The 21,237-nt window shown below is 70.7% G+C and carries 17 protein-coding genes, 1 tRNA gene and 1 pseudogene; 13 read left to right on the top strand and 6 right to left on the bottom strand.

Annotated elements, in window-relative coordinates:
* Window positions 1-70: 70 nt before the first annotated feature.
* The 9 genes from OE229_RS14535 to OE229_RS14495 all read left to right on the top strand — a co-directional run bounded on the left by OE229_RS14535 (window position 71) and on the right by OE229_RS14495 (window position 10,329).
* On the top strand, window positions 71-1,336 hold the full coding sequence (locus OE229_RS14535) for an aspartate kinase (protein ID WP_017888681.1): 1,266 nt from the start codon (window positions 71-73) through the stop codon (window positions 1,334-1,336).
* A 43-nt stretch (window positions 1,337-1,379) separates the two neighbouring features.
* The gene (locus OE229_RS14530; protein ID WP_182067004.1) at window positions 1,380-2,432 is read left to right on the top strand and encodes an aspartate-semialdehyde dehydrogenase; all 1,053 of its coding nucleotides are present in this window, start codon (window positions 1,380-1,382) and stop codon (window positions 2,430-2,432) included.
* Between the two features lie 96 nt (window positions 2,433-2,528).
* Window positions 2,529-4,016 (top strand): malate:quinone oxidoreductase, encoded by a 1,488-nt coding sequence (locus tag OE229_RS14525; RefSeq protein ID WP_262138630.1) that lies wholly within the window; start codon window positions 2,529-2,531, stop codon window positions 4,014-4,016.
* A gap of 47 nt (window positions 4,017-4,063) precedes the next feature.
* Entirely contained in the window at window positions 4,064-5,218 is a 1,155-nt protein-coding gene (locus OE229_RS14520; RefSeq protein WP_262138628.1) for an Rv2578c family radical SAM protein, read from the top strand.
* A gap of 170 nt (window positions 5,219-5,388) precedes the next feature.
* A complete protein-coding gene (locus OE229_RS14515) occupies window positions 5,389-6,609 on the top strand; it encodes a sensor histidine kinase (RefSeq protein ID WP_262138626.1) in 1,221 nt (406 codons plus the stop codon).
* Between the two features lie 790 nt (window positions 6,610-7,399).
* Window positions 7,400-7,840, top strand: a complete 441-nt coding sequence (locus OE229_RS14510; protein WP_263344640.1) for a hypothetical protein — start codon at window positions 7,400-7,402, stop codon at window positions 7,838-7,840.
* Window positions 7,827-8,528, top strand: coding sequence for a response regulator transcription factor (locus tag OE229_RS14505; protein ID WP_247737937.1), 702 nt, complete (start codon window positions 7,827-7,829; stop codon window positions 8,526-8,528). Before OE229_RS14510 ends, OE229_RS14505 begins: the two co-directional genes overlap by 14 nt.
* Entirely contained in the window at window positions 8,528-9,154 is a 627-nt protein-coding gene (locus OE229_RS14500) for a thymidine kinase (protein WP_182066646.1), read from the top strand. The genes OE229_RS14505 and OE229_RS14500 overlap by 1 nt, the downstream gene beginning before the upstream one ends.
* Before the next feature lie 128 nt (window positions 9,155-9,282).
* Complete coding sequence (locus OE229_RS14495; RefSeq protein ID WP_262138623.1) at window positions 9,283-10,329, top strand: LLM class flavin-dependent oxidoreductase; 1,047 nt, start codon at window positions 9,283-9,285, stop codon at window positions 10,327-10,329.
* A gap of 85 nt (window positions 10,330-10,414) precedes the next feature.
* On the opposite strand, the gene OE229_RS14490 is transcribed toward OE229_RS14495, so the two are convergent.
* From OE229_RS14490 to OE229_RS14470, 5 genes are all read right to left on the bottom strand, one after another.
* Window positions 10,415-11,032 carry a response regulator transcription factor gene (locus OE229_RS14490; protein WP_182066644.1) on the bottom strand — a complete coding sequence of 206 codons (618 nt, stop codon included), beginning with the start codon at window positions 11,030-11,032 and terminating at the stop codon, window positions 10,415-10,417.
* On the bottom strand, window positions 11,029-12,054 hold the full coding sequence (locus OE229_RS14485) for a sensor histidine kinase (protein WP_262138622.1): 1,026 nt from the start codon (window positions 12,052-12,054) through the stop codon (window positions 11,029-11,031). Before OE229_RS14485 ends, OE229_RS14490 begins: the two co-directional genes overlap by 4 nt.
* A gap of 156 nt (window positions 12,055-12,210) precedes the next feature.
* Window positions 12,211-12,284 (bottom strand) — tRNA-Pro (locus OE229_RS14480).
* 93 nt (window positions 12,285-12,377) lie between these two features.
* Window positions 12,378-13,334: a metallophosphoesterase gene (locus OE229_RS14475; RefSeq protein WP_182066642.1), complete on the bottom strand. Its 957-nt coding sequence runs from the start codon at window positions 13,332-13,334 to the stop codon at window positions 12,378-12,380.
* Entirely contained in the window at window positions 13,331-15,895 is a 2,565-nt protein-coding gene (locus OE229_RS14470) for a transglycosylase domain-containing protein (RefSeq protein WP_182066641.1), read from the bottom strand. Before OE229_RS14470 ends, OE229_RS14475 begins: the two co-directional genes overlap by 4 nt.
* Before the next feature lie 50 nt (window positions 15,896-15,945).
* Here OE229_RS14470 and OE229_RS14465 point away from each other — a divergent pair, with 50 nt between their 5' ends.
* Window positions 15,946-16,104, top strand: coding sequence for a DUF4177 domain-containing protein (locus tag OE229_RS14465; RefSeq protein WP_017888699.1), 159 nt, complete (start codon window positions 15,946-15,948; stop codon window positions 16,102-16,104).
* On the top strand, window positions 16,101-16,562 hold the full coding sequence (locus tag OE229_RS14460; protein WP_209135056.1) for a RidA family protein: 462 nt from the start codon (window positions 16,101-16,103) through the stop codon (window positions 16,560-16,562). Before OE229_RS14465 ends, OE229_RS14460 begins: the two co-directional genes overlap by 4 nt.
* 78 nt (window positions 16,563-16,640) lie before the next feature.
* Here OE229_RS14460 and acs read toward each other — a convergent pair.
* A pseudogene (gene acs, locus OE229_RS14455) lies at window positions 16,641-18,592 on the bottom strand (acetate--CoA ligase).
* An 802-nt stretch (window positions 18,593-19,394) separates the two neighbouring features.
* Between acs and OE229_RS14450 the strand changes: the two are divergent.
* A complete protein-coding gene (locus tag OE229_RS14450) occupies window positions 19,395-20,324 on the top strand; it encodes a CpaF family protein (RefSeq protein ID WP_209135059.1) in 930 nt (309 codons plus the stop codon).
* Complete coding sequence (locus OE229_RS14445) at window positions 20,321-21,154, top strand: type II secretion system F family protein (RefSeq protein ID WP_262138620.1); 834 nt, start codon at window positions 20,321-20,323, stop codon at window positions 21,152-21,154. Before OE229_RS14450 ends, OE229_RS14445 begins: the two co-directional genes overlap by 4 nt.
* The last annotated feature ends 83 nt before the right edge of the window (window positions 21,155-21,237 follow it).

Raw genomic sequence — 21,237 nt, 5'->3', positions numbered from 1 at the left:
CCCGAAACACCGACTACCATTGTGAGACCGCGTGACCTCGCGGTGTCGCCGTCTCCGGGAGTACCGTCCAGTGGCCTTGATCGTGCAGAAGTTCGGTGGTTCATCCGTCGCGGACGCCGAGAGCATCAAGCGCGTGGCGAAGCGGATCGTCGAGACGAAGAAGGCCGGCAACGACGTGGTCGTGGCGGTGTCGGCGATGGGCGACACCACCGACGAACTCGTCGACCTCGCGCACTCCGTCACGCCGATCCCCGCCGGCCGTGAGCTCGACATGCTCCTGACCGCGGGGGAGCGCATCTCGATGGCGCTGCTCGCGATGGCGATCAAGAGCCTCGGGGTCGAAGCGTCGTCCTACACCGGCAGCCAGGCCGGCATGCTCACCGACGCGCAGCACGGCAAGGCGCGCATCGTCGACGTCACCCCGAAGCGCGTGCGTGAGGCGCTCGACTCCGGTCACGTCGCGATCGTCGCCGGGTTCCAGGGCTTCAACCGCACCACGGGCGAGATCACCACGCTCGGTCGAGGCGGCTCGGACACCACGGCCGTCGCCCTCGCCGCTGCACTCGACGCCGACGTCTGCGAGATCTACACCGACGTCGACGGCATCTTCACCGCCGACCCCCGTGTCGTGCCGAAGGCACGCAAGGTCGACCGCGTCACCAGCGAGGAGATGCTCGAGCTCGCAGCCTCGGGTGCCAAGGTCCTGTACATCCGCGCCGTCGAGTACGCCCGGCGGCACGGCGTCACCCTGCACGTCCGGTCCTCGTTCAACAACAACGAGGGCACCATCGTCTACAACCCTGCCGAGGGGGAAACCGTGGAAGAACCGATCATCACCGGGATCGCCGGAGACCTCTCCGAGGGCAAGATCACCGTCGTGGGGGTCCCGGACCAGCCGGGCAAGGCCGCCGAGATCTTCACGAACGTCGCGCGCGCCGGGGCGAACATCGACATGATCGTCCAGAACGTGTCGGCAGCCTCGACCGGGCGGACGGACATCTCCTTCACCCTGCCGAAGGACCAGGGTCAGACCGTGCTGACGGCGCTCGAGGTCGCGAAGGCCGACATCGGTTACGAGAGCATCCAGTACGACGACCAGATCGGCAAGCTCGCCCTGGTCGGTGCCGGCATGCGCACGAACGCCGGCGTCTCGGCGCAGCTGTTCCGCGCCCTGCACGACGCATCGATCAACATCGAGATGATCTCCACGTCCGAGATCCGCATCTCGGTCGTGACCCGCGCCGACACCCTGAACGAGGCGATGCGCGTCGTGCACAGTGCGTTCGGCCTCGACGCCGACGCCGAGGCCGTCGTCTACGCCGGTACCGGCCGCTGACGCCCGCCGCCCCGTCGATCCGCTGAACCACCAGGAGCACCGCATGAGCACCCTCACCGTCGCCGTCGTCGGCGCCACCGGCCAGGTCGGCGCCGTGATGCGTCGCCTGCTCGAAGAGCGCGCGTTCCCGGCCGACCGGGTCCGCTTCTTCGCGAGCGCCCGTTCCGCCGGTACGACGCTGCCGTTCCGGGGCGAGCAGATCGTGGTCGAGGACTCCGAGCTCGCCGACCCGTCCGGCATCGACATCGCGCTGTTCTCCGCCGGGGCCACCGCCTCGCGGGCCCTCGCGCCGAAGTTCGCCGCCGCCGGGGCACTCGTCGTCGACAACTCGAGCGCCTGGCGCATGGACCCCGACGTCCCGCTCGTCGTGAGCGAGGTGAACCCGCACGCCATCGACCAGGCGCCGAAGGGGATCATCGCGAACCCGAACTGCACGACCATGGCGATCATGCCGGTGCTCAAGGTGCTCGACACCGAGTCCGGGCTCCGCCGACTCGTCGCCACGACCTACCAGGCGGTCTCGGGTTCCGGGCTCGCCGGGGTCGAGGAACTCCTGGGCCAGGCGACGGCCGCGCTCGAGCAGGACACCGCCGCGCTGACGCACGACGGATCCGCCGTGACGTTCCCCGAGCCGGTCAAGTACGTCCGCCCGATCGCCTTCGACGTCGTGCCGCTCGCCGGCAGCATCGTCGAGGACGGCCTGGGCGAGACCGACGAGGAGAAGAAGCTCCGGAACGAGAGCCGGAAGATCCTCGAACTCCCCGACCTGCTCGTCGCCGGCACCTGCGTGCGCGTCCCCGTGTTCACCGGGCACTCCATCTCGGTGCATGCCGAGTTCGAGCGTCCGCTGTCGCCCGAGCGCGCCACCGAGATCCTGTCGAGCGCGCCCGGGGTCGAGCTCTCCGAGGTCCCGACCCCGCTGCAGGCCGCCGGCCAGGACCCGGCGTTCGTCGGCCGCATCCGCGCCGACCAGTCCGCGCCCGAGGGCCGCGGCCTCGTCCTGTTCGTCAGCAACGACAACCTGCGGAAGGGCGCCGCGCTCAACGCGGTGCAGATCGCGGAGACGATCGTCGCGCGCCGTTCCGTCGACGCGTAGCGCGCCGAGCGCGACCAGCAGACGGACAGGAGGCCCGTGGCGACACCGCCACGGGCCTCCTGTCCGTCTGTCGGACGCCGCCGGTAGGATCGACGGGTGGCAGAGCAGCATGTGGACCCCATCGACGTCGTCCTGATCGGCGGAGGCATCATGAGTGCCACGCTCGGGGCCATCATCCACCGGCTCGAGCCCAGCTGGAAGATCCGCGTGTACGAGCGGCTCGGCACGGTGGCGCAGGAGTCCTCGAACCCGTGGAACAACGCGGGTACCGGGCACTCGGCACTGTGCGAGCTGAACTACACGCCGGAACTGCCGGACGGCCGCGTCGACATCGCGAAGGCCGTCACGGTCAACGAGCAGTTCCAGGTCTCGCGGCAGTTCTGGGCGCACCTGGTCGAGACCGGCGTGCTGCCGGAGCCCACGAACTTCATCAACCCCACCCCGCACATCTCCTTCGTGTGGGGCGAGGCCAACGTCGCCTACATGCGCGCCCGGTACGAGGCGATGCGTGACCACCCGCTCTTCGCGGGCATCGAGTTCTCGGACGACCCGGCGCAGATCCGGCGGTGGGCGCCGGCGCTCATCCCGGGTCGCAGGAAGGACCAGCCGATCGCGGCGACCTACTCGGCGGCCGGCTCGGACGTCGACTTCGGGTCGCTCACCCGCCAGCTCTTCGACCAGCTCGAGATCGACGGTGTCGAGTTCGAGCCCTCGCACCAGGTCACCAACCTGACCCGGTCGAAGGTGTCCGAGGGCTGGGTGCTGAACGTCCGCAACGAGATCGGCCGGTCGACGCAGCGCATCGCCGCGAAGTTCGTCTTCGTCGGCGCCGGTGGTGGGGCCCTGCACCTGCTGCAGAAGTCCGGCATCCCGGAGATCCGCGGCTACGGCGGCTTCCCGGTGTCGGGCGAGTTCCTGCGCACCGACGATCCCGAGGTCGTGCAGAAGCACTCCGCCAAGGTCTACGGCAAAGCCAGCGTCGGTGCCCCGCCGATGTCGGTGCCGCACCTCGACACCCGCATCGTCGACGGTGGTTCGTCGCTGATGTTCGGGCCGTACGCCGGGTTCAGCCCGAAGTTCCTGAAGCAGGGTTCGGTCCTCGACCTGTTCCGCTCGATCCGGCCGCACAACCTCCGCCCGATGCTGAGCGTCGCGTTCTCGAACTTCGACCTGGTCCGCTACCTGGTCGGCCAGCTCCTCGCATCGAAGCGCACCAAGTTCGAGGCGCTCCGCGACTTCATGCCGAGCGCCGAACCCGAGCACTGGCACCGGATCACCGCGGGGCAGCGCGTCCAGGTGATCAAGCCCGACAAGGACAAGGGTGGTGTGCTGCAGTTCGGCACCGAGGTCATCACCGCCGCCGACGGCTCGATCGCCGGCCTGCTCGGGGCGTCCCCGGGTGCCTCGACGGCCGTGCCGATCATGCTGACGATGCTGCGCCGGTGCTTCCCGGACCGGTGGGACGGCTGGCAGGACGACGTCCGTGCGATGGTGCCGACCTACGGGAAGGACCTCGGCGACGACCCGGAGCTGGCGGACGCCACGCTCGAGCGCACCGCGAAGGTCCTCGGGCTCCACCACTAGGCGACGCCCGGCTTGCGGTCCGTTCGAACGTGTGTTCGAATGACGGCATGCGGTGGAGTGGACAGGCGATCGATGCCGAGCAGAGCGACGCGCTGCCCGGGATGGAATCGAACAGCGGGTTCGTCCGGAGCGTGACGACGCCCGAGTTCGCCGGGGTGACCTTCCACGAGGTCCTGGCGAAGAGCGCCCTGAACCGGGTGCCGAGCGCGGACGGCTCGGGGACGTACGGTTGGACGATCAACCCGTACCGCGGGTGCAGCCACGCCTGCGTGTACTGCTTCGCCCGCCCGACCCACACGTACCTGGAGTTCGACGGCGGCGCCGACTTCGACCAGCAGATCGTGGTGAAGACGAACGTCGCCGACGTGCTGCGTCGTGAGCTCGGCAAGCCCTCGTGGGACCGTCACCCGGTGGCGCTCGGCACGAACACCGACCCGTACCAGCGGGCCGAGGGGCGGTACCGGCTGATGCCCGGCGTGATCGAGGCACTGGCGGAGTCGCGCACCCCGTTCAGCATCCTGACGAAGGGCACGCTGCTGCGCCGCGACCTGCCGCTGCTGGCCGAGGCGGCGAAGGTGGTGCCGGTCGACCTCGCGATGTCGATCGCCGTGTACGACGACTCGCTGCAACAGTCGGTCGAGTCCGGCACGCCGACGACGTCGGCCAGGCTGGCGACCGTGCGGGCCATCCGCGACGCGGGGCTCGACTGCGCCGTGTTCCTGATGCCCGTGCTGCCGTACATCACCGACACCCGCGCGCACCTCGACGACGCCATCGGTCGGGCGACCGCGGCAGGTGCGACGAGCATCATGTACTCGGCGCTGCACCTGCGGCCCGGCGTCAAGCCGTGGTGGTTCGAGTGGCTCGGCCGTGAGCGACCCGACCTGGTGCAGCGGTACCGCGCGATGTACCTCGACAACACCTACGCGCCGAAGGACTACCGGCGGTGGCTGTCGGAGCGCATCCGCCCGATCCTGGCGGCGCACGGGGTGGGGCTGGGTCGTGTGGACCCGGCGACGGGGTCGATGGGGTTCTCCGAACCGCGAACGCCGCAGCCGGGTGTACCGCAGGGGCTGGGCCCGGGCGGGCCACAGGCGCTGCCGCAGGAGCAGTCGGTGCCGACGGTGTCACCGCTGAAGCGTGCCGATCCCGGGTTCGACCAGCGGCTGCTCCGGCCGGCGGCGGCACAGACGCTGTTCTGAGGGGCGTCTGCCCGGGTCGTGTCCGGTCCGCGTTCGGGGGACAGCAAGCCCCCGGTCCGGGCCGCTATCATCGTGCGGGTCGCCGCACGGCCCCGGATTCGGGGTACACGGCCGCTGCTCCGGTGGTTGGATCGTGGACGGCGCCCTCGCCACCCGGAAGGATCCACCTCGTGCTCGGCATCCCCACGCACCTCGCACCGCGAGTGAACGCGTGGTCGACCGTGCGCGCGTTCCACGCCGGCGCCGTCGGGTCCCTGTTGGCCGCGGCCATCACCCTCGTGCTCTACGGCCTGTCCGAGCCCGGGGTGCAGGTCGTCGGCACCGTGTTGGCGGTCGTCCCGATGCTCGCCATGATCGGCGTGCACGTGCAGTTCGGCAGCCGGGTCTCGGCGATCGCGTTCCTGGTCGTCGGCGGTGTCTGCGCCTGGTGGTTCGCCGTCGGGGTGCAGCAGCAGGTACCGACCGGGTGGGTGACCTCGTACCTGATGTCCCTCGTCGTGATCCCGCTCATCCTGGTCGGGGGAGCCGGGGCCGTGCCGAGCCGCGTCGTGCTGTGGTCCTTCGTGGGCTTCCTGACCGGACGACTCGCGACCTGGATCGCCATCGTGCAGGCCGAAGAGACGCCCCGTCCGCTCATCCTGGCGTGGGTCACGCTTGGCTTCGTGGTCGCGCTCGTGCTCTTCACCACCCGCAGCACGGGGCGCAGCGAACGGGTGCAGCCCGAGCTCCTGCGATCTGCGCGTGAAGAACACGTGTCCGCCTACCGGGCCGGGGTCGAGGCCGAGGCGTCCGCGATCCTGCACGACACCGTGCTCAACCACCTGGGCGCCATCACCCTCGCGCCGGACGGCCCGATGGACCCCCACCTCGCCGAGACGGTCGACGCCGACGTCGCGGTGCTCACCGGCAAGGGGTGGCTCACGCCGATCGCCCGTCCGCGTCCCGGGGCTGCGGCCGAGGCGTTCGGCGCCATGGTCGACGAACACCGCACGCTCGGGCTGGACGTCACGGTCTCCGGGGACCCCTCCGCACTCGAGCGCCTGGACCAGCGCGCGCTGTCGGCGGTCGTCCGGGCCGTCGGGCAGTGCCTGGCCAACGTGCGGAAGCACGCGGGGACCGACGCCGCCGAGGTGAGCGTCTTCGACGACAGCGCGTCCTGCACCGTCATGGTCGTCGACGACGGCCGCGGGTTCGACGAGGACGCCACCGGCGCCGACCGGATGGGCCTCCGCGGTTCGGTGCGTGAGCGCATCGGCCGGGTCGGCGGTGACGTCCAGATCTGGTCGTCGCCCGGCTCCGGCACGAGCGTCATGATGACCGTGCCCTACGGACCGGTCACCGGCGCGGTCACCGTGCCGGCGCTCGGCGACGGCAGGGAGGCCGAGCGATGACGGCGGCGGGGCAGCGCCACGGGTCCGGATGGGGCTCCCGCCGGACCGCACAGCAGTACGACCCGCTCGGCGCGATGGGGTCGCGGCCCCTGGCCGTCGTCCTCGGGGCCGGCAGCGTCGTCTGGGCCCTGCTCGTGTCGGTCTTCGACCGCGACGTCGAGGGCAGCCCGACGCTCAGCGCCCTCACCGTGCTGCTCGTCGCGGCCTCGGCGGTGGTGGTGCTCGCTGCCTCGAGTCCGTTCCGTGCGCCGTTCCCGCGTTGGGCGTTCGTCGCGCACGTCGGATTGCTCGGCCTGGCGTCGGTCACGAGCGTCGCCGCGCAGTGGGGGCCGGACCGGAGTGCCCTGAACGACTTCATGTCCCTGATCACCGCGACCGGCATCGTCATGGTCGCGCCCTACCGTCCGTGGACCGACCTGACGATCGGCGGGGTCGTCCTGGCCGCGGTGAACGCCGTGACCTGGGGCGCTGGTGCAGCGGAGTTCCCACACGAGGTGCCGGTCGCCGTCGCGGCGTTCCTGGCCGCGGCCCCCACGCTCGTGCTGACCGCTGCGTCCGCGGTGTTCGCCTGGACCTTCGCTGGGCTCGCCGAACGGGTGCAGATCCGTGCCGGGTCGTACTCCGTCGCGCGTGCCGAGCGGGACGGCATCGCGCAGAGCGTGCAGCAGGACCGCGCGACGATCCTGTCCCGCAACGTCGCCCCGTTCTTCGCCGAGCTCCGCACGCGCACGTCATCACCGATGCCGACCGTGCCCGAGCCCGCGCGATCGCCGACGGCATCCGGGCGTCCATGGTCGCCGACGCCGACCGCACCTGGTTCGAGCACGCCGTCCGGGTCGACGGCGGCGAGGCGCCGGTGGTCGACGACCCCGAAGGCCTCATCGCGACGCTCGACACCGACCAGCGGGCGGTCGTCCGCACCTTCGTCCGTGCGGCCCTCCGCGCCTCGACCGTCGACCCGGCCGGCTTCCGCGCGAGGGTGCGCCGAGCGGACACCGTGGCGGCCGCGGCGTCCCAGGCGGCCCGGGCAGCCCCGGCCGCCCGGCCCGCGCAGTCGCCCGCACCCGCTCGGGTGTCCGTCGAGCTGGAGCTCGCTGTGGCGGACTCCGACATCGGCATCCACCGCACCTTCGACCCCTACTTCGCCGTCCTCCGCGTGACGTTCCCCGACCTCGACGTCGCGGTCCGCCCCTCCGCCCTCGCACTAAGGTTCTCCTATGACCAGCACTGACCCGAACAGGCTCTCGGAGGGGTCGCCGTCCCTCCCGAACCCGGGAGCACGACGTGTGCGGCTGGCCATCCTCGACGACCACGAGGTGCTGCTGGACAGCCTGTCGAGCTGGATCGCGGTGAACGCGTTCGACTTCGACCTGGCCCTGACCGCGCACACCTGGCTCGAGATGGTCCACAGCGACAGCTTCCCGACCGACCTGGTGTTCCTGGACTTCCAGCTCAAGGAACCGGTCTCCATCGAGGCCCGCGTCCGTACCTGCCGCGCCGCCGGGGCGAAGGTGATCGTGCTCTCGAGCGTCGACAGCCGTGAGTCCCGCGACCGCGCCCTCGCCGCAGGTGCCGCCGCGTTCCTGTCGAAGTCGCTCCCGATGCGCGAGGTCATGGACGTCGCACGCGAGATCATGGGCGTCGCCCGCGAGACCCCGCAGCCCCGCGAGTGGCGACCGTTGCCGACGGGCGCCCAGGCCCACCAGCGACCCAAGCTCAGCGCCGGCGAAGAAGAGGCCCTCCGCCTGTACGTCTCCGGTTACTCCACCAACGAGGTCGCCGCGCAGATGAACGTGCAGTACGAGACCGCCAAGACCTACCTGCGTCGCGTGCGCGAGAAGTACAGCAAGGTGGGCCGCCCCGCCTCGAAGAAGTCCGACCTCATCCGTCGGGCTGCCGAGGACGGGTTCCTCGCGTAGTGGCGAAGCTCTACTTCCGCTACGGCGCGATGAACAGCGGCAAGAGCACGGGGCTCCTGCAGGCCGCCTACAACTACGAGGAGCGCGGGCACCGGGTACTGCTCGCCAAGCCCGCGGTCGACACCAAGGGCGATCGTGAGATCGTCTCCCGCCTGGGCGTGACCCGGACCGTCGACATCGTCTTCTCGCCGGACGCCGACGTACGGCAGGCCGTCACCGCCGCCGGTGCCCTGGACCCCGAGTCGGACCGCCTGGACGGCATGGTGCGGCCCGTCAGCTGCGTGCTCGTCGACGAGGCGCAGTTCCTCACCCCGCGTCAGGTCGACGACCTGCTGCGCATCGCGGTGCTCGACGAGATCCCGGTCATCACGTACGGCATCCGCACGGACTTCCGTACCGAGGCGTTCCCCGGCAGCGCCCGCCTGCTCGAGGTCGCGCACGCACTCGAGGAACTCAAGACCATCTGCCGCTGCGGCCGCAAGGCGGTCTTCAACGCCCGCACGGTCGACGGCCGGTTCGTCTTCGACGGTTCCCAGGTCGCGATCGACGGCGTCGACGTCGCCTACGAGTCGCTCTGCGCCAACTGCTACCTGACGGAGTCCGGCGGCCGCCTCGACGGCGCCTGACCGCTCGTGCCGGCGCGCGTCCGGTACGCACCCACCAGACGGACTGGAGGCCCGTGGCGGCGCCGCCACGGGCCTCCCGTCCGTCTGTGCACAGGAATGCACGTGCGCCGGCGCGCGTTGGTGACCACATGACCGACGACACCCTGCACCTGTCCGTCCTCGACCTGGCCACCCGCGAGTACGGCCAGTCCAACACCGAGGCCCTGCAGGGGTCCATCGACATGGCCGTGCACGCCGAACAGCTCGGGTACGAGCGGTTCTGGGTCGCCGAGCACCACGGGATGCCGGGCATCACGTCCTCGGCCCCGGCGGTGCTGCTGAGCGCCGTGGGTGCGGCCACCTCGACCATCCGCATCGGATCGGGTGGCGTCATGCTGCCGAACCACGCCCCCCTCGTCGTCGCCGAGCAGTTCGGCACGCTCCGTGCGCTGTACGGTGACCGCGTCGACCTCGGCCTCGGTCGTGCGCCGGGGACCGACGGTGCGACCGCGATGGCGCTGCGCCGCACGGACCGACTCGACGTCGACGACTTCCCGGAGCGGCTGTCCGACCTGATCGGGTTCTTCACCGGCATGGACGAGTCGAACCCGCTGTCCGGCATCCGAGCAGTGCCGGGCTACGGCGACGTGCCCGAGTTCTGGCTGCTCGGCTCCTCCGGCTACAGCGCCCAGGTCGCCGGCGCGCTCGGTGTCTCGTTCGCCTTCGCCCACCACTTCGCGTCGGACAACACCGAGGCCGCGCTCGCTCTGTACCGCGACTCGTTCCGACCGTCGCGCTTCCGGCAGACGCCGAACGCGCTGATCGGCGTGCAGGTCGTCACCGACGAGGACCCCGCCGTCATCGACGAGCAGAGCGCCCCGGGCATGATCTCCTTCATCCGGATGCGCTCCGGCCGGAAGCCCGAACCGGTCTCGATGGACGAGGCGCGTGCGTACGAGTTCAACGACCTCGAGCGCCGGTTCATCGCCGCCCGCACCGAGCGTCAGGCCTACGGGAACGCCGAGCAGGTCGCGGAGAAGATCAACGCACTCGTGGCGTCGACCGGGGCGAACGGCGTGATCGTGTCGCCCGGTGCTGCACAGGCGCGGTACCGGCACCAGGCGCTCGACGTCGTGGCCGGGCTGCACACCGCCGGCAAGCTCGTGCCCGCGGGTGCGGCGGCGGCGTCGGTCTAGTTCCTTCGTTCGTTCGCTTTGTGAGCAGAAATGGTCGGGTCGCCCGCGGGCACCCGACCATTCCTGCTCACGAAGTGGGTGGGCCTCAGGCGAGCAGGCCCAGGCGCGTCGCTGCGGCGACCGCCCCGACGCGGGAGCCGACGTCGAGCTTGCGGAACACGTTGTAGACGTGCCGCTTGACCGTGCCGATCGCGAGCTGCAGGTCCGCCGCGATCTCGGCGTTGGTGCGCGCGGCCGCGAGGAGCCGGAGGACCTCGAGCTCGCGGTCGCTCAACGGTGAGCCCGCTCGGGCCTCGGTCACCAGGTCGACGGGGAACGTGACGGGTGCCGCATCGGCGTGGGCTGCGCGGGCGATCCGGTCGACCAGTTCGCGGCTCGGCGTGTCCTTCGTGACGAAGTCGACCGCGCCGGCGTCCAGCAGCGTGCGGCGGAGGACCGCGTCCCGGTGCATCGTGAGCACCACCACCCGGATGTCCGGGCGGGTGCGGCGGACCGTGGCGATCGTCGTCCGTGCCGGCGGGCCGTCCAGCTCGACGTCGAGCAGCAGGACGTCGATCGCGGGGGCTTCGGGGGAGTCGAGCACCTCCGACGGTCGTGCACCGTGCGCCACGACGCGGATCGTGGGGACCGCGGCCAGGATCGTGGCGAGTCCTTCGCGGAAGAGCCGGTGGTCGTCGACGATGGCGACGTGCGTGATGGTCACAGCGTGCCCCTCGGGATCGTCAGGCGGACGGTGGTGCCGGAACCGGGTGCGCTCTCGACGTCGAGTCGCGCGCCGATCACCGCGGCACGTTCGCGCATGGTCTGCTGCCCGAGGCGGCCGTCGGTGTCGCCCTGCACGTCGAAGCCCGGCCCGTCATCGGCGACCGTCACGAGCAACGTCGCGGGTGACCAGACGAAGCGCACCGACGTCGTCGAGCCGGGGGCGTGCTTGCCGCGGTTGGTGAGCGCCTCGAGCAGGATCGTCAGCGCTTCCTCGGCCTGCCAGTTCGGCAGGGAACCGGAGACACCGGTCGACTCGATGAACAGGAGATCATCGTCGGGGAACAGGTCGCGCACGTGCCGTCGGAGCGCGTCGTCGAGCAGTGCATCCCCGACCCGGGCGTGCAGGCTCACTGCGAGGTCCTGCACGTCGCCGAGCGCGCTCCGGAGCAACCGCGCTGCGTCGTCGAGCTGGTCGGCTCGTTCGTCCGCCGACGGGTCCGTCAGCAGGACGAGGTCGAGGCGCTGCAACCCGGCGAGGATGCCGTGGGCGATGCGGTCGTGCAGATCCCGCGCGATCTGCGTCCGGGAGTCCAGGTGCGCCGTGGTGAGGCGTTGGCGCAGTGCCTCCGTGTACGCGACCGCCCCGGCCGGGAACCGGCTCCAGATGCCGGCGTGCAGGGCCCTGGTGGCCCGCAGGACCTCGGCGGTCGACGTCGCACCGACCTCGTCGATGAAGACCGGCAGGTAGGCGTCGAACAGCATCTCCGCCGCGAGCATGGCACCGGCAGGGTGCTGTGCGTGCTCGGCGTGCAGACTGCCGGTCGCGAGGTGCTCGGGGTCGAGGAACGCGTGGCTCACGACGCTGCCGTCGGTCCCCGCGGTGTAGCGCTCGTGGGCCTCGGCGATCATCGACGAGACGTTGTCGGTCAGGCTCTGCCCCAGCGCCGGGTCGTCCGCGATGTCGGGGAACTCGGCGGCGATCGCCGCGAGCACGGCGGCGAGGGGATTGTCGTTCTGCATGGCGCTTGCGAGCGTAGCGGGAGCGCCTGCTCGCGATGGGGCAGGAATCGGCTGACTGGGTCGTGCGACCCATCGACGACCGAGATGCACCCGCGGAAAGCAGAAGGCCCCGGTTCCGGAGAACCAGGGCCTTCTTCGTACTGTCTCAACACAGTGTCGGGGTGACAGGATTTGAACCTGCGACCTCCTCGTCCCGAACGAGGCGCGCTACCAAGCTGCGCCACACCCCGCGGTGTGATCGCTCCGTACCGGAGCAACCAGACAATACTATCCGATGATCGGGGATGCTCACGACCATCCGGCGAACTCCCGGGCGCGTCGGCTCAGGAAGCCCGGGCGGTGAGGGTGACCACGACGGCCTCGGGTCGGCAGGCGAACCGGACGGGCGCGTAGATCGAGGTGCCGAGGCCCGCCGAGACCTCGAGCCACGACCAGTGGTTGCGGTGCTCCCACTTGTGCAACCCGCTCGCGTACCGGCGGGGGAGGTCGCTGTTCGTGACGAGCGCGCCGACTCCCGGAAGCGCCACCTGACCGCCGTGGGTGTGTCCGGCGAAGATGATGTCGGCACCCTGCGTCACGAACGCATCGAGCACGCGACGGTAGGGCGCGTGCGTGACACCGATCGCGACGGGAGCGGGTCCGTCCTCGTCCTCGGACCACGGTACGTCGCTGCGCATCTCGTCGACGTTCGTGGGGAGCAGGTCGAGGCGGTCCCAGTCGCGGTGCGCATCCGAGGTGCCGAACAGCTCGAACCGGGAGCCGCGGAGTTCGATCGCGTGCGCCTGGTCGTTCAGGTCGAGCCAGCCGAGCGACTCGAAGAACGCCGTCTGCCGATCGATGTCCAGACCGACGGGCTCCGCGGCCTTGTGCATCCGGCTCGGCCCGGAGAAGTACTTCAGCGGGTTGCGCGGGGAGGGCCCGAAGAAGTCGTTCGACCCGTAGGCGAAGACACCGGGCACCCCGCGGAACGGCTCGAGCGCGTACTCCACGGCAGCGTTCGCGGTCGCGTGGCCGAGGTTGTCCCCGGTGTTCACGATGAAGTCCGGTTCGACCAGGCTCAGGTCGCGCAACCACTGCTGCTTGTCGGCCTGCCACGGGGCCATGTGGATGTCGGAGAGGTGCAGGACGGTGACGTCACGGGAGCCCGGCGGGAGCACCGGGACGGTCTCCCACCGGATCCCGAAGCGACGACGCTCGACGAGCGAGCCCCACGCTGCCGAAGCAGCCCCGACGGCCGCGCCGGCAGCGAGGACACCGAGTGCGGTGCGACCGCGGGTCACTTGCAGTCCTTGGGCGCCTTGCCGTTCTTGTCGCCGTAGAGCTGGATCGTCACGTTGTCGTTCTTGTTCGCCGTGGCGTTGATCGCCGGCTCGACCGCGGCGACCTTGCAGGTCTTGCCACCGCCGCCCTTGGCGTAGCTGTCGGCGAGGTTGACGTTCGTGAACCCGGCGTCGTTCAGGGCCGAGCGGGCGTCCCCGAGGGAGTCGCCGCCGATCTCCGGGACGGTCGCCTGGGTACCGTCGGAGGTGTAGACGGTGACGCTCGAACCCGAGGACAGGAGCGCGCCCGCTGCCGGCGAGGTCGACAGGACCGACCCCGGGTCGCCAGGACCGGGGCGTGCACCGCCGTCGACGTAGGTGAAGCCGGCTCCCGAGACGGTCGCACGCGCTTCGTCCGCCGTCTTGCCCTGCAGGTTCGGCAGTGCCTTGGCGTTGCCGCGGAGCGCCGAGCTGTTCGGGTCGGTGAACGGGCCCGCCGGGTAGGTCGCGTTGATCGGGGTCATCGCCTGCTTCCAGACATCCGCACGGACACCGGCGTACGTGCCGTTCACCCCGTTGCTGTAGTGACGGAGGTTGTTCAGCTTGCCGTCCGTGTTGCCCTGCCAGTAGGCAGTCGCGACGCGCGAACTCGCGCCCACGAGCCAGATCTGGTTCGCGGTGTCCGTCGTGCCGGTCTTCGCGAAGAGCTGCGTGCCGTCCGGGGTCTGGGCTCCACGCGCAGTACCGCTCGTGATCGTGCCCTTCATTGCGTAGACAGCTGCGTGCGCGACCTCGGGGTCGATCGCCTGCTTGCAGTCCTTCGTCTGGCCGCCGAGCTTCTTGCCGGACGGCGAGGTGATCTCGTCGATGGCGATCGGCTTGCAGTAGATGCCGTTGTTGGACACGGCTGCGTACGCGGCGGCCATCGTCATGGGTGCGATGTCGTTCGTCCCGAGGACCGCCGACGGGTTGTACTGCAGCTCGCCGCCGTCCGCGCGGTGCACACCGAGTGATTCGGCGGTGTCGCGGATGTCACAGAGGTCGAGCTTCTGCGCCATGTTCAGGAACGCCAGGTTGATCGATCCGGCGGTCGCTGCTGCAACGGTGTAGTTGCCGCTCTCACCCGGGCTGTCGTTCTTGGGGTTGTAGTCGCCCGCGTAGACGGGCTGTCCGCACGCGGTCCAGCCGGTCGACATGTTCCGCGGCGCACCGCTGACGACCTCGTTGAGACCGTGTCCGGCCTGCAGCCACGCGAGCAGGGTGAAGAGCTTGTACGTCGATCCCGTCTGGAAACCGCCGGAGTTGCCGTACTTGTAGTCGACGCTGTAGTTGATGCTCGTCGAAGTCGGCGCGGACTTGAGGGACTGGTCGTAGTCCTTGTTCTGCGCCATCGTGATGATGCGTCCCGAACCGGCCTCGATGGAGTTGAGCGTGGCGCCGAGGGCGAGGTTCGTCTCGGCCTTGTTGTCGTAGGTGTTGACGAGGCGCTTCTGCTCGGCGTTCAAGTCGATGTTCAGCGACGTCTGGATCTTGTAGCCGCCGTTCCGCCACGCGGTGTCACGTGCCTTCTGCGACGACCCAAGCTGCGACATCTCCTTGACGATCTTGACCGCGTAGTCGCAGAAGAACTGCGAGCCGTCGCCGACCGAGGCGCGGCAGCCCTGCGACGGCTGCGTCAGGTGCACGTAGTCCGCCGGCTTCGACTGGCGGGCCGTGCGGTACTCGGCCTCGGTGAGGTTCTTCTGGTCGTACATCGAACGGAGCACGACGTTGCGACGGGCGACGTTGGCGTCGTACTTCTTCGGGCTCGACAGGTTGCGCGCCTCGGGGTACTGCACGATCGCGATGAGCGACGCGGCTTCGGCCGGGGTCAGGTCGGTCGCGCTCTTGTTGTAGTAGTGCTGTGCCGCGGCCTGCACGCCGTAGGTCTGGTCGCCGAAGTAGGCGATGTTCAGGTAGGCGGTGAGGATCTCCTTCTTGGAGTACTTCTTCGCCAACCCGATCGCGAGCTTCATCTCCTCGAGCTTGCGGGGGATGGTCTGCTCGACGGCCTCGTTGTAGGCCTTGACCTGCTCCTTCTTGGTGGGGAGCTCGAGGGCTTGCTGCATCTTGATGTTGCGGACGAGCTGCATGGTCAGCGTCGACCCACCGCCGGACTCGCCGAGGCCGCCCGCGATGCTGCCCACACCGGCACGGATGAGCGAGGTCATGTCGACCCCGCCGTGGTCGTAGAAGCGCTTGTCCTCGCCGTCGATCGCCGCGTTCTTCAGCTGGTCGCTGATCTGGTCGAACTTCAGCTCTTCGCGGTTCTGGTCGTAGACCGTCGCGAAGTGCACGGACTTGCCGCCCGAGTACGCGTACAGCTCGTTGCGCTGCGGCAGGTCACCGATCTCGATGTACTCCGGCAGCGACTCGAACACACCGATCGTCGACGTCGTCGTGACACCGGCGACCGCGATGGCCGGGGTGACCCCGATCGTGACGAGCAGGCCGGCGAGGGCACTGAACCCGACGAATCCGATGAAGGCGCCGACTGCTGAGACGGGCTTGGTCCGCGAGGCAGACGTCTTCTGGGCAGACATAGGATACAGCCTAAACGACACCCATGACTGAAAGGCTGGCAAGGAACCGCATGACTCGCTGGGAGTACTTCACCACGCCCCTGATGATCCACAACACCACCGCGATCCTCAACAACTACGGGGACGAGGGCTGGGAGTTGGTCCAGATCGTCACCGGCCCCGAGGGTGGGCTCGTCGCGTACCTCAAGCGCCCGAAGGCCGACGCATGAGCGTCGCGGACCGCCTCGCCGAGCTGGGGCTGACGCTCCCGCCGGTCGCCGCACCCGTCGCCGCCTACGTCCCCGCGGTCGTCACCGGTCAGTACGTCTACACGGCCGGTCAGCTGCCGTTCGTCGACGGCGCACTGCCCGTCACCGGCAAGGTCGGGGCGTCGGTCGACGCCGAGACCGCCACCGCGCAGGCCCGCATGGCCGCGCTCAACGCGCTGGCGGCTGTCGAGTCGGTCGCCGGCTCGCTCGACCGCGTCGCTCGGGTCGTCAAGGTCACCGTGTTCGTCGCGTCGGAGCCGTCCTTCACGGGCCAGCCCGGGGTCGCGAACGGTGCCTCCACCCTGGTCGGCGAGGTCTTCGGTGACGCCGGCGTCCACGCGCGGAGCGCGGTGGGCGTGGCTGTGCTCCCGCTGGATGCTCCTGTGGAGGTCGAGCTGGTGGTGGAGCTCACCGCCTGACGGCGGCGACCGACGGAACGAACGTGAGCAGGGCCTCCAGTCCGGATCTGACTGGAGGCCCTGCTTCCGTTTCCGGGACTACATGAGTTCCGCGATGGTCGCCATGATCGTCGGATCGGCCAGCGTCGTCGTGTCGCCGATGCGTCGGCCCTCGGCCGCGTCGCGCAGCAGGCGCCGCATGATCTTGCCGGAGCGCGTCTTCGGCAGTTCGGGGACGATGACCACCTGGCGGGGCTTCGCGATCGCACCGATGCGCTTGCCCACCCAGTTGCGGAGTTCGGTCGACGCCGATTCGCGGTCGACGTCGGCGGCGGCCTCGGCCGTCAGGATGACGTACGCGACGACGGCCTGCCCGGTGGTCTCGTCCGCGGCGCCGACCACGGCAGCCTCGGCGACGCCCTCGTGGCCGACCAGGGCGGACTCGATCTCGGCCGTCGACAGGCGGTGGCCCGACACGTTCATGACGTCGTCGACGCGGCCCTGGATCCAGATGTCGCCCTGTCCGTCGAGCCGCGCACCGTCGCCGGCGAAGTAGCGGCCGGGGAACCGCGACCAGTAGGTCTCGACGAAACGGTCCGGGTCGTTCCAGATCCCGCGCGCCATCGACGGCCACGGCTCGGTGATCGTGAGGTAGCCGCTCTCGCCCGGGTCGGCGCGGTTGCCGTCGTCGTCGACGATCTCGGCGACGATGCCCGGCAGCGGCGTCTGCGCGGCACCGGGCTTCAGCTTCGTGACGCCGGGCAGCGCGGAGATCATGATCGCGCCGGTCTCGGTCTGCCACCACGTGTCGACGATGGGCGTGCGGTCGTGGCCGATGACCTGGCGGTACCACTGCCACGCCTCGGGGTTGATCGGTTCGCCGACGCTGCCGAGCAGGCGGAGGGTCTCGAGACTGCGCGCCTCCGGGATCTCGCGGCCGGCCTTCATCGCCGCGCGGACCGCCGTGGGTGCCGTGTAGAGGACGGTGACGCCGTAGGCGTCGACGAGGTCCCACCAGCGCCGGGCTTCGGCTCGTCCGGCGTGCCCTCGTAGAGCACCTGCGTCACGCCGTTCGCGAGCGGGCCGTAGACGACGTACGAGTGCCCGGTGATCCAGCCGATGTCGGCGGTGCACCAGTAGACGTCCTTCTCCGGGTGCATGTCGAACACGTTCTTGTGCGTGTAGGCGGCCTGCGTCAGGTACCCGCCGGAGGTGTGCACGATGCCCTTCGGCTTCCCGGTCGTGCCCGAGGTGTACAGGATGAACAGTGGGGTCTCGGCGGGGAAGGCTTCGGGCGTGTGTTCCGGGGCCGCCTTCGCGACCTCGTCGTGCCACCACAGGTCGCGGTCGTTCCAGACGATCTCGTTGCCGCCGCGCTTGACGACCAGGACGTGCTCGACGCTGTCGGTGCCCTCGCCCTCGAGTGCCTCGTCGACCGCCGGCTTGAGCGCTGACACCGCGCCACGGCGCCAGCCGCCGTCCGCCGTGACGACGAGCTTCGCGCCGGCGTCCTCGATCCGGGCACGGAGGCTCTCGGCGCTGAACCCGCCGAAGACGACCGAGTGCACGGCGCCGATGCGGGCGACGGCGAGCATCGTGACGACGGCCTCGGGGATGAGCGGCAGGTACACGACCACCCGGTCGCCCCGACCCACGCCGAGGTCGGTGAGCATGTTCGCGGTGCGCTGGACCTCGGCGGTCAGCTCCGCGTAGGTGATCCGGCGCGTGTCGCCCGGCGCGCCCTCGAAGTGGATCGCCACGCGGTCGCCGTTACCCGCGCGGACGTGCCGGTCGAGGCAGTTCTCGGCGACGTTGAGCGTGCCGTCGGCGAACCACTTCGCGAACGGGGCGTCCGACCAGTCCAGGGTCTGCGTGAACGGGGTGCGCCAGTCGAGCAGGGAGCGGGACTGCTCGGCCCAGAACGCCTCGCGGTCTGCTGCTGCCGCGTGGTGCAGGTCCTCACCGGCGACCGCGTCTGCCACGAACTCGGGCGGCGGAGCGAAGGTCGCTCCGTCGTCGCCTCGGGGGTCGGTCTGGGTCGGAGTGGACATCGATGTCCTTTCGCGTCGTTGCGGCCTCTGGTGGCATCCGTCGTGGGTGCGTGCGTGCATCCGTGGCGGGTGCGTGCGTGCATCCGGAGACTACCCCTCGGCCGGGTCGAGGCGCGGCACGCCCGGAGGTCGTGTCCGGGGTTGCCCTGGACGGCCGATCGTGGGGTACAGTAGTTCTCGCTGGACTCGTTTCCGGCGGCATCGAATCGGATTCCCCCCAATCCCTCGATGTCAAGGCGGCACCTGTTCCCCCCAACCGGTGCCGCCTCTTCTGTTTCCCGGGGTCCGACTCGAGCGATGGAGGCTCGTCGGGCTTCGCCGTGTGCCCCGATCCGCGCAGGGACGCCGGTCGCGTGGACAGACCGGTCCAAGCTCGTGCATGCGTTCTGCATGTTGTTGCGGAGTGGGTGCTCTGCACAGTCCAGCTGTGGGAAGCGGGGGTGGTGGGCAACCCCGAGCGCGTCGGTGTCGCATCATCGACCGGGGTACGGCTTTCCGTTTCGGGGGACAAACCGGCCCGTTGGTCGGGCGTGCCGGACGCTGTCCACAGAAGTGGGGACCGTCTCGGCTGGCGGTTGATCTGCTCCCTACCGTCGGCGTCATGCCCCTGCACCGTGCTCCGCTTCTTCCCCGTGCGACGGCGTCCCCTTCGCCGTCGCCGTCGCTGTCCGCCTCGCCGCCATCGCACGTCTCGTCGCCACCCGCGTCGGCATCGCCTGCGTTCTCGACCTCGGCGCGGGCACATGCTCCGTCGGCCCCGTTCCTGCCCGGAGCAGCGCCTCCCGCTCGTCGCCGGGCGGCCGTGGTCGTCGAGTTCGAGGAGCTCGCCACCCTGGTGGCCGATGCCACCGTGACGGACGTCCTGGTGGTCGGTGGCGTCGGGACCTGGGTCGACCGCGGGACCGGACTCGAAGCCGTCCAGCCGCGACTGACCGAAGCACGTGCCCGCGAACTCGCGACCCGGCTCGTCGCGCTCGGCGGGCGCCACGTCGACGAGACCACACCGTGCGCGGACGTCCGGCACGGCGACGGCGTCCGGGTCCACGTCGTCCTCGCTCCGGTGTCCGTCGGGGGCACCGCGGTGTCGATCCGACTCCCGCAGGTCCAGCGACCCACCCTCGCCACCCTCGAACGCGGCGGGACCTTCGCGTTCGTGCCGCGTTCGGTCGTCGAGGACGCCGTCGCCGCGCGACGGAACGTCCTGGTCACCGGTGCGACCGGCAGCGGCAAGACCACCCTGCTCGCGGCGATGCTCGGCGCCGTCCCCGTCGACGAGCGGATCGTGACGGTGGAGGACGTCGCCGAGCTCCGGATCGCCCATCCGCACGTCGTCGCGCTCGAGGCGCGGCAGGCGAACGCCGAGGGGGTCGGCGCACTCGGCCTCGACCGTCTGGTACGTGAGGCGCTGCGGATGCGACCCGACCGGATCGTCGTGGGGGAGTGCCGCGGCGCCGAGGTCCGCGAACTCCTCTCTGCCCTGAACACCGGGCACGACGGGGGAGCCGGCACCGTGCACGCCAACGGCATCGCCGACGTGGCCGCTCGCCTCGAAGCGCTCGGCGCGCTCGCCGGCCTCGGTGCCGAGGCGCTCGCCCGGCAGGCCGTCAGCGCCTTCGACCTGGTCCTGCACGTGGAGCGACGAGCGGGACAGCGGCGGCTCGGTGGCGTGGGCACCTTGCGCGTCGGCCCGGACGGGAGGCTCGAGGTGCGCCCGGTGGACGGGCTGCGGTGAGACGACCCACACTCGACGGCCCGGCGCGGGTGGCCGGGGTGCTCGACCGGGTTGCGACGCTGGTCGCAGCCGGGGTCCCGCCGCCACGGGCCTGGCGGCTCGTCGGCGGGCTGCCCGGGGCCGCGGCACCCGCCCACCAGGACATCGTCGTCGTCCTCCGCGTGGCGGACCGGACGGGAGCGCCCGTCGCGGAGACCCTCCGCGGGCTCGCCGGCGCGCTCCGACGCACCGCGGCATCTGACCGGGCGATCCGGGTCGCGCTGGCGGGCCCGCGGACGAGCGCGCGGGTCGTGCTCGCGCTGCCGCTCTTCGGGTTGGGGCTCGGTGCGGCCTGGGGTGCCGGTGCCGTCGAGGTCCTGGTGGGTTCACCGGCCGGTTGGGCGTGCTCGTGCACCGCGGCGGCCCTCGTCCTGGCCGGGCGACGGTGGACCACCCGGCTGGTCCGTTCCGCGACCCCCGACGGCCGCGTCCCCGGGGCGCTCCTCGACGCCTGGGCCGTGGCGGTCGCCGGAGGCGGGTCGTTGACCGCCGCCGGGCAGGCAGTCGCCCAGGCCTCCGCGGGAGCCGCCCCGCCCGCCGGAGACCTGGACCGGCTGCGAGAGGTCCTCGACCTCGCCCGTCGGGCGGGGGTGCCCGCCGCGGGGTTGCTCCGCCGCGCCGCCGAGGACGTGCGCGACGAAGCCGCTGCCGAGGGGCTCGTGGCGGCGGAACGACTGGCCGTCCGACTGGTGCTGCCGCTCGGGGTCTGCGTCCTGCCGGCGTTCGTGCTCGTCGGGGTGGTGCCCGTGGTGGTCGGGGTCCTCTCCTCCACGGTGGGCGGGGTGGCGTGACCTCTCCACAGATGGCGCCGAGGCCGCTTCGTCGACACCCCAGCCCCGACACGCTGGTCCCACCCAACAGAAAGGAAGGGCTC

Origin of the sequence: Curtobacterium poinsettiae, assembly GCF_025677645.1 — a bacterium.
GTDB classification, from domain to species: Bacteria; Actinomycetota; Actinomycetes; order Actinomycetales; family Microbacteriaceae; genus Curtobacterium; species Curtobacterium poinsettiae_A.
The sequence above is the reverse complement of the archived record's forward strand: the minus strand, read 5'-3'. Positions and strand labels throughout refer to the sequence as shown.

Coding starts and splice junctions, on each gene's coding strand:
- OE229_RS14505 (WP_247737937.1), top strand. CDS start 7,827: ATGACCAGCACTGACCCGAACAGGCTCTCGGAGGGGTCGCCGTCCCTC.
- OE229_RS14460 (WP_209135056.1), top strand. CDS start 16,101: ATGAGCGTCGCGGACCGCCTCGCCGAGCTGGGGCTGACGCTCCCGCCG.
- OE229_RS14485 (WP_262138622.1), bottom strand. CDS start 12,054: ATGCAGAACGACAATCCCCTCGCCGCCGTGCTCGCGGCGATCGCCGCC.
- OE229_RS14510 (WP_263344640.1), top strand. CDS start 7,400: ATGGTCGCCGACGCCGACCGCACCTGGTTCGAGCACGCCGTCCGGGTC.
- OE229_RS14465 (WP_017888699.1), top strand. CDS start 15,946: ATGACTCGCTGGGAGTACTTCACCACGCCCCTGATGATCCACAACACC.
- OE229_RS14520 (WP_262138628.1), top strand. CDS start 4,064: ATGCGGTGGAGTGGACAGGCGATCGATGCCGAGCAGAGCGACGCGCTG.
- OE229_RS14530 (WP_182067004.1), top strand. CDS start 1,380: ATGAGCACCCTCACCGTCGCCGTCGTCGGCGCCACCGGCCAGGTCGGC.
- OE229_RS14470 (WP_182066641.1), bottom strand. CDS start 15,895: ATGTCTGCCCAGAAGACGTCTGCCTCGCGGACCAAGCCCGTCTCAGCA.
- OE229_RS14495 (WP_262138623.1), top strand. CDS start 9,283: ATGACCGACGACACCCTGCACCTGTCCGTCCTCGACCTGGCCACCCGC.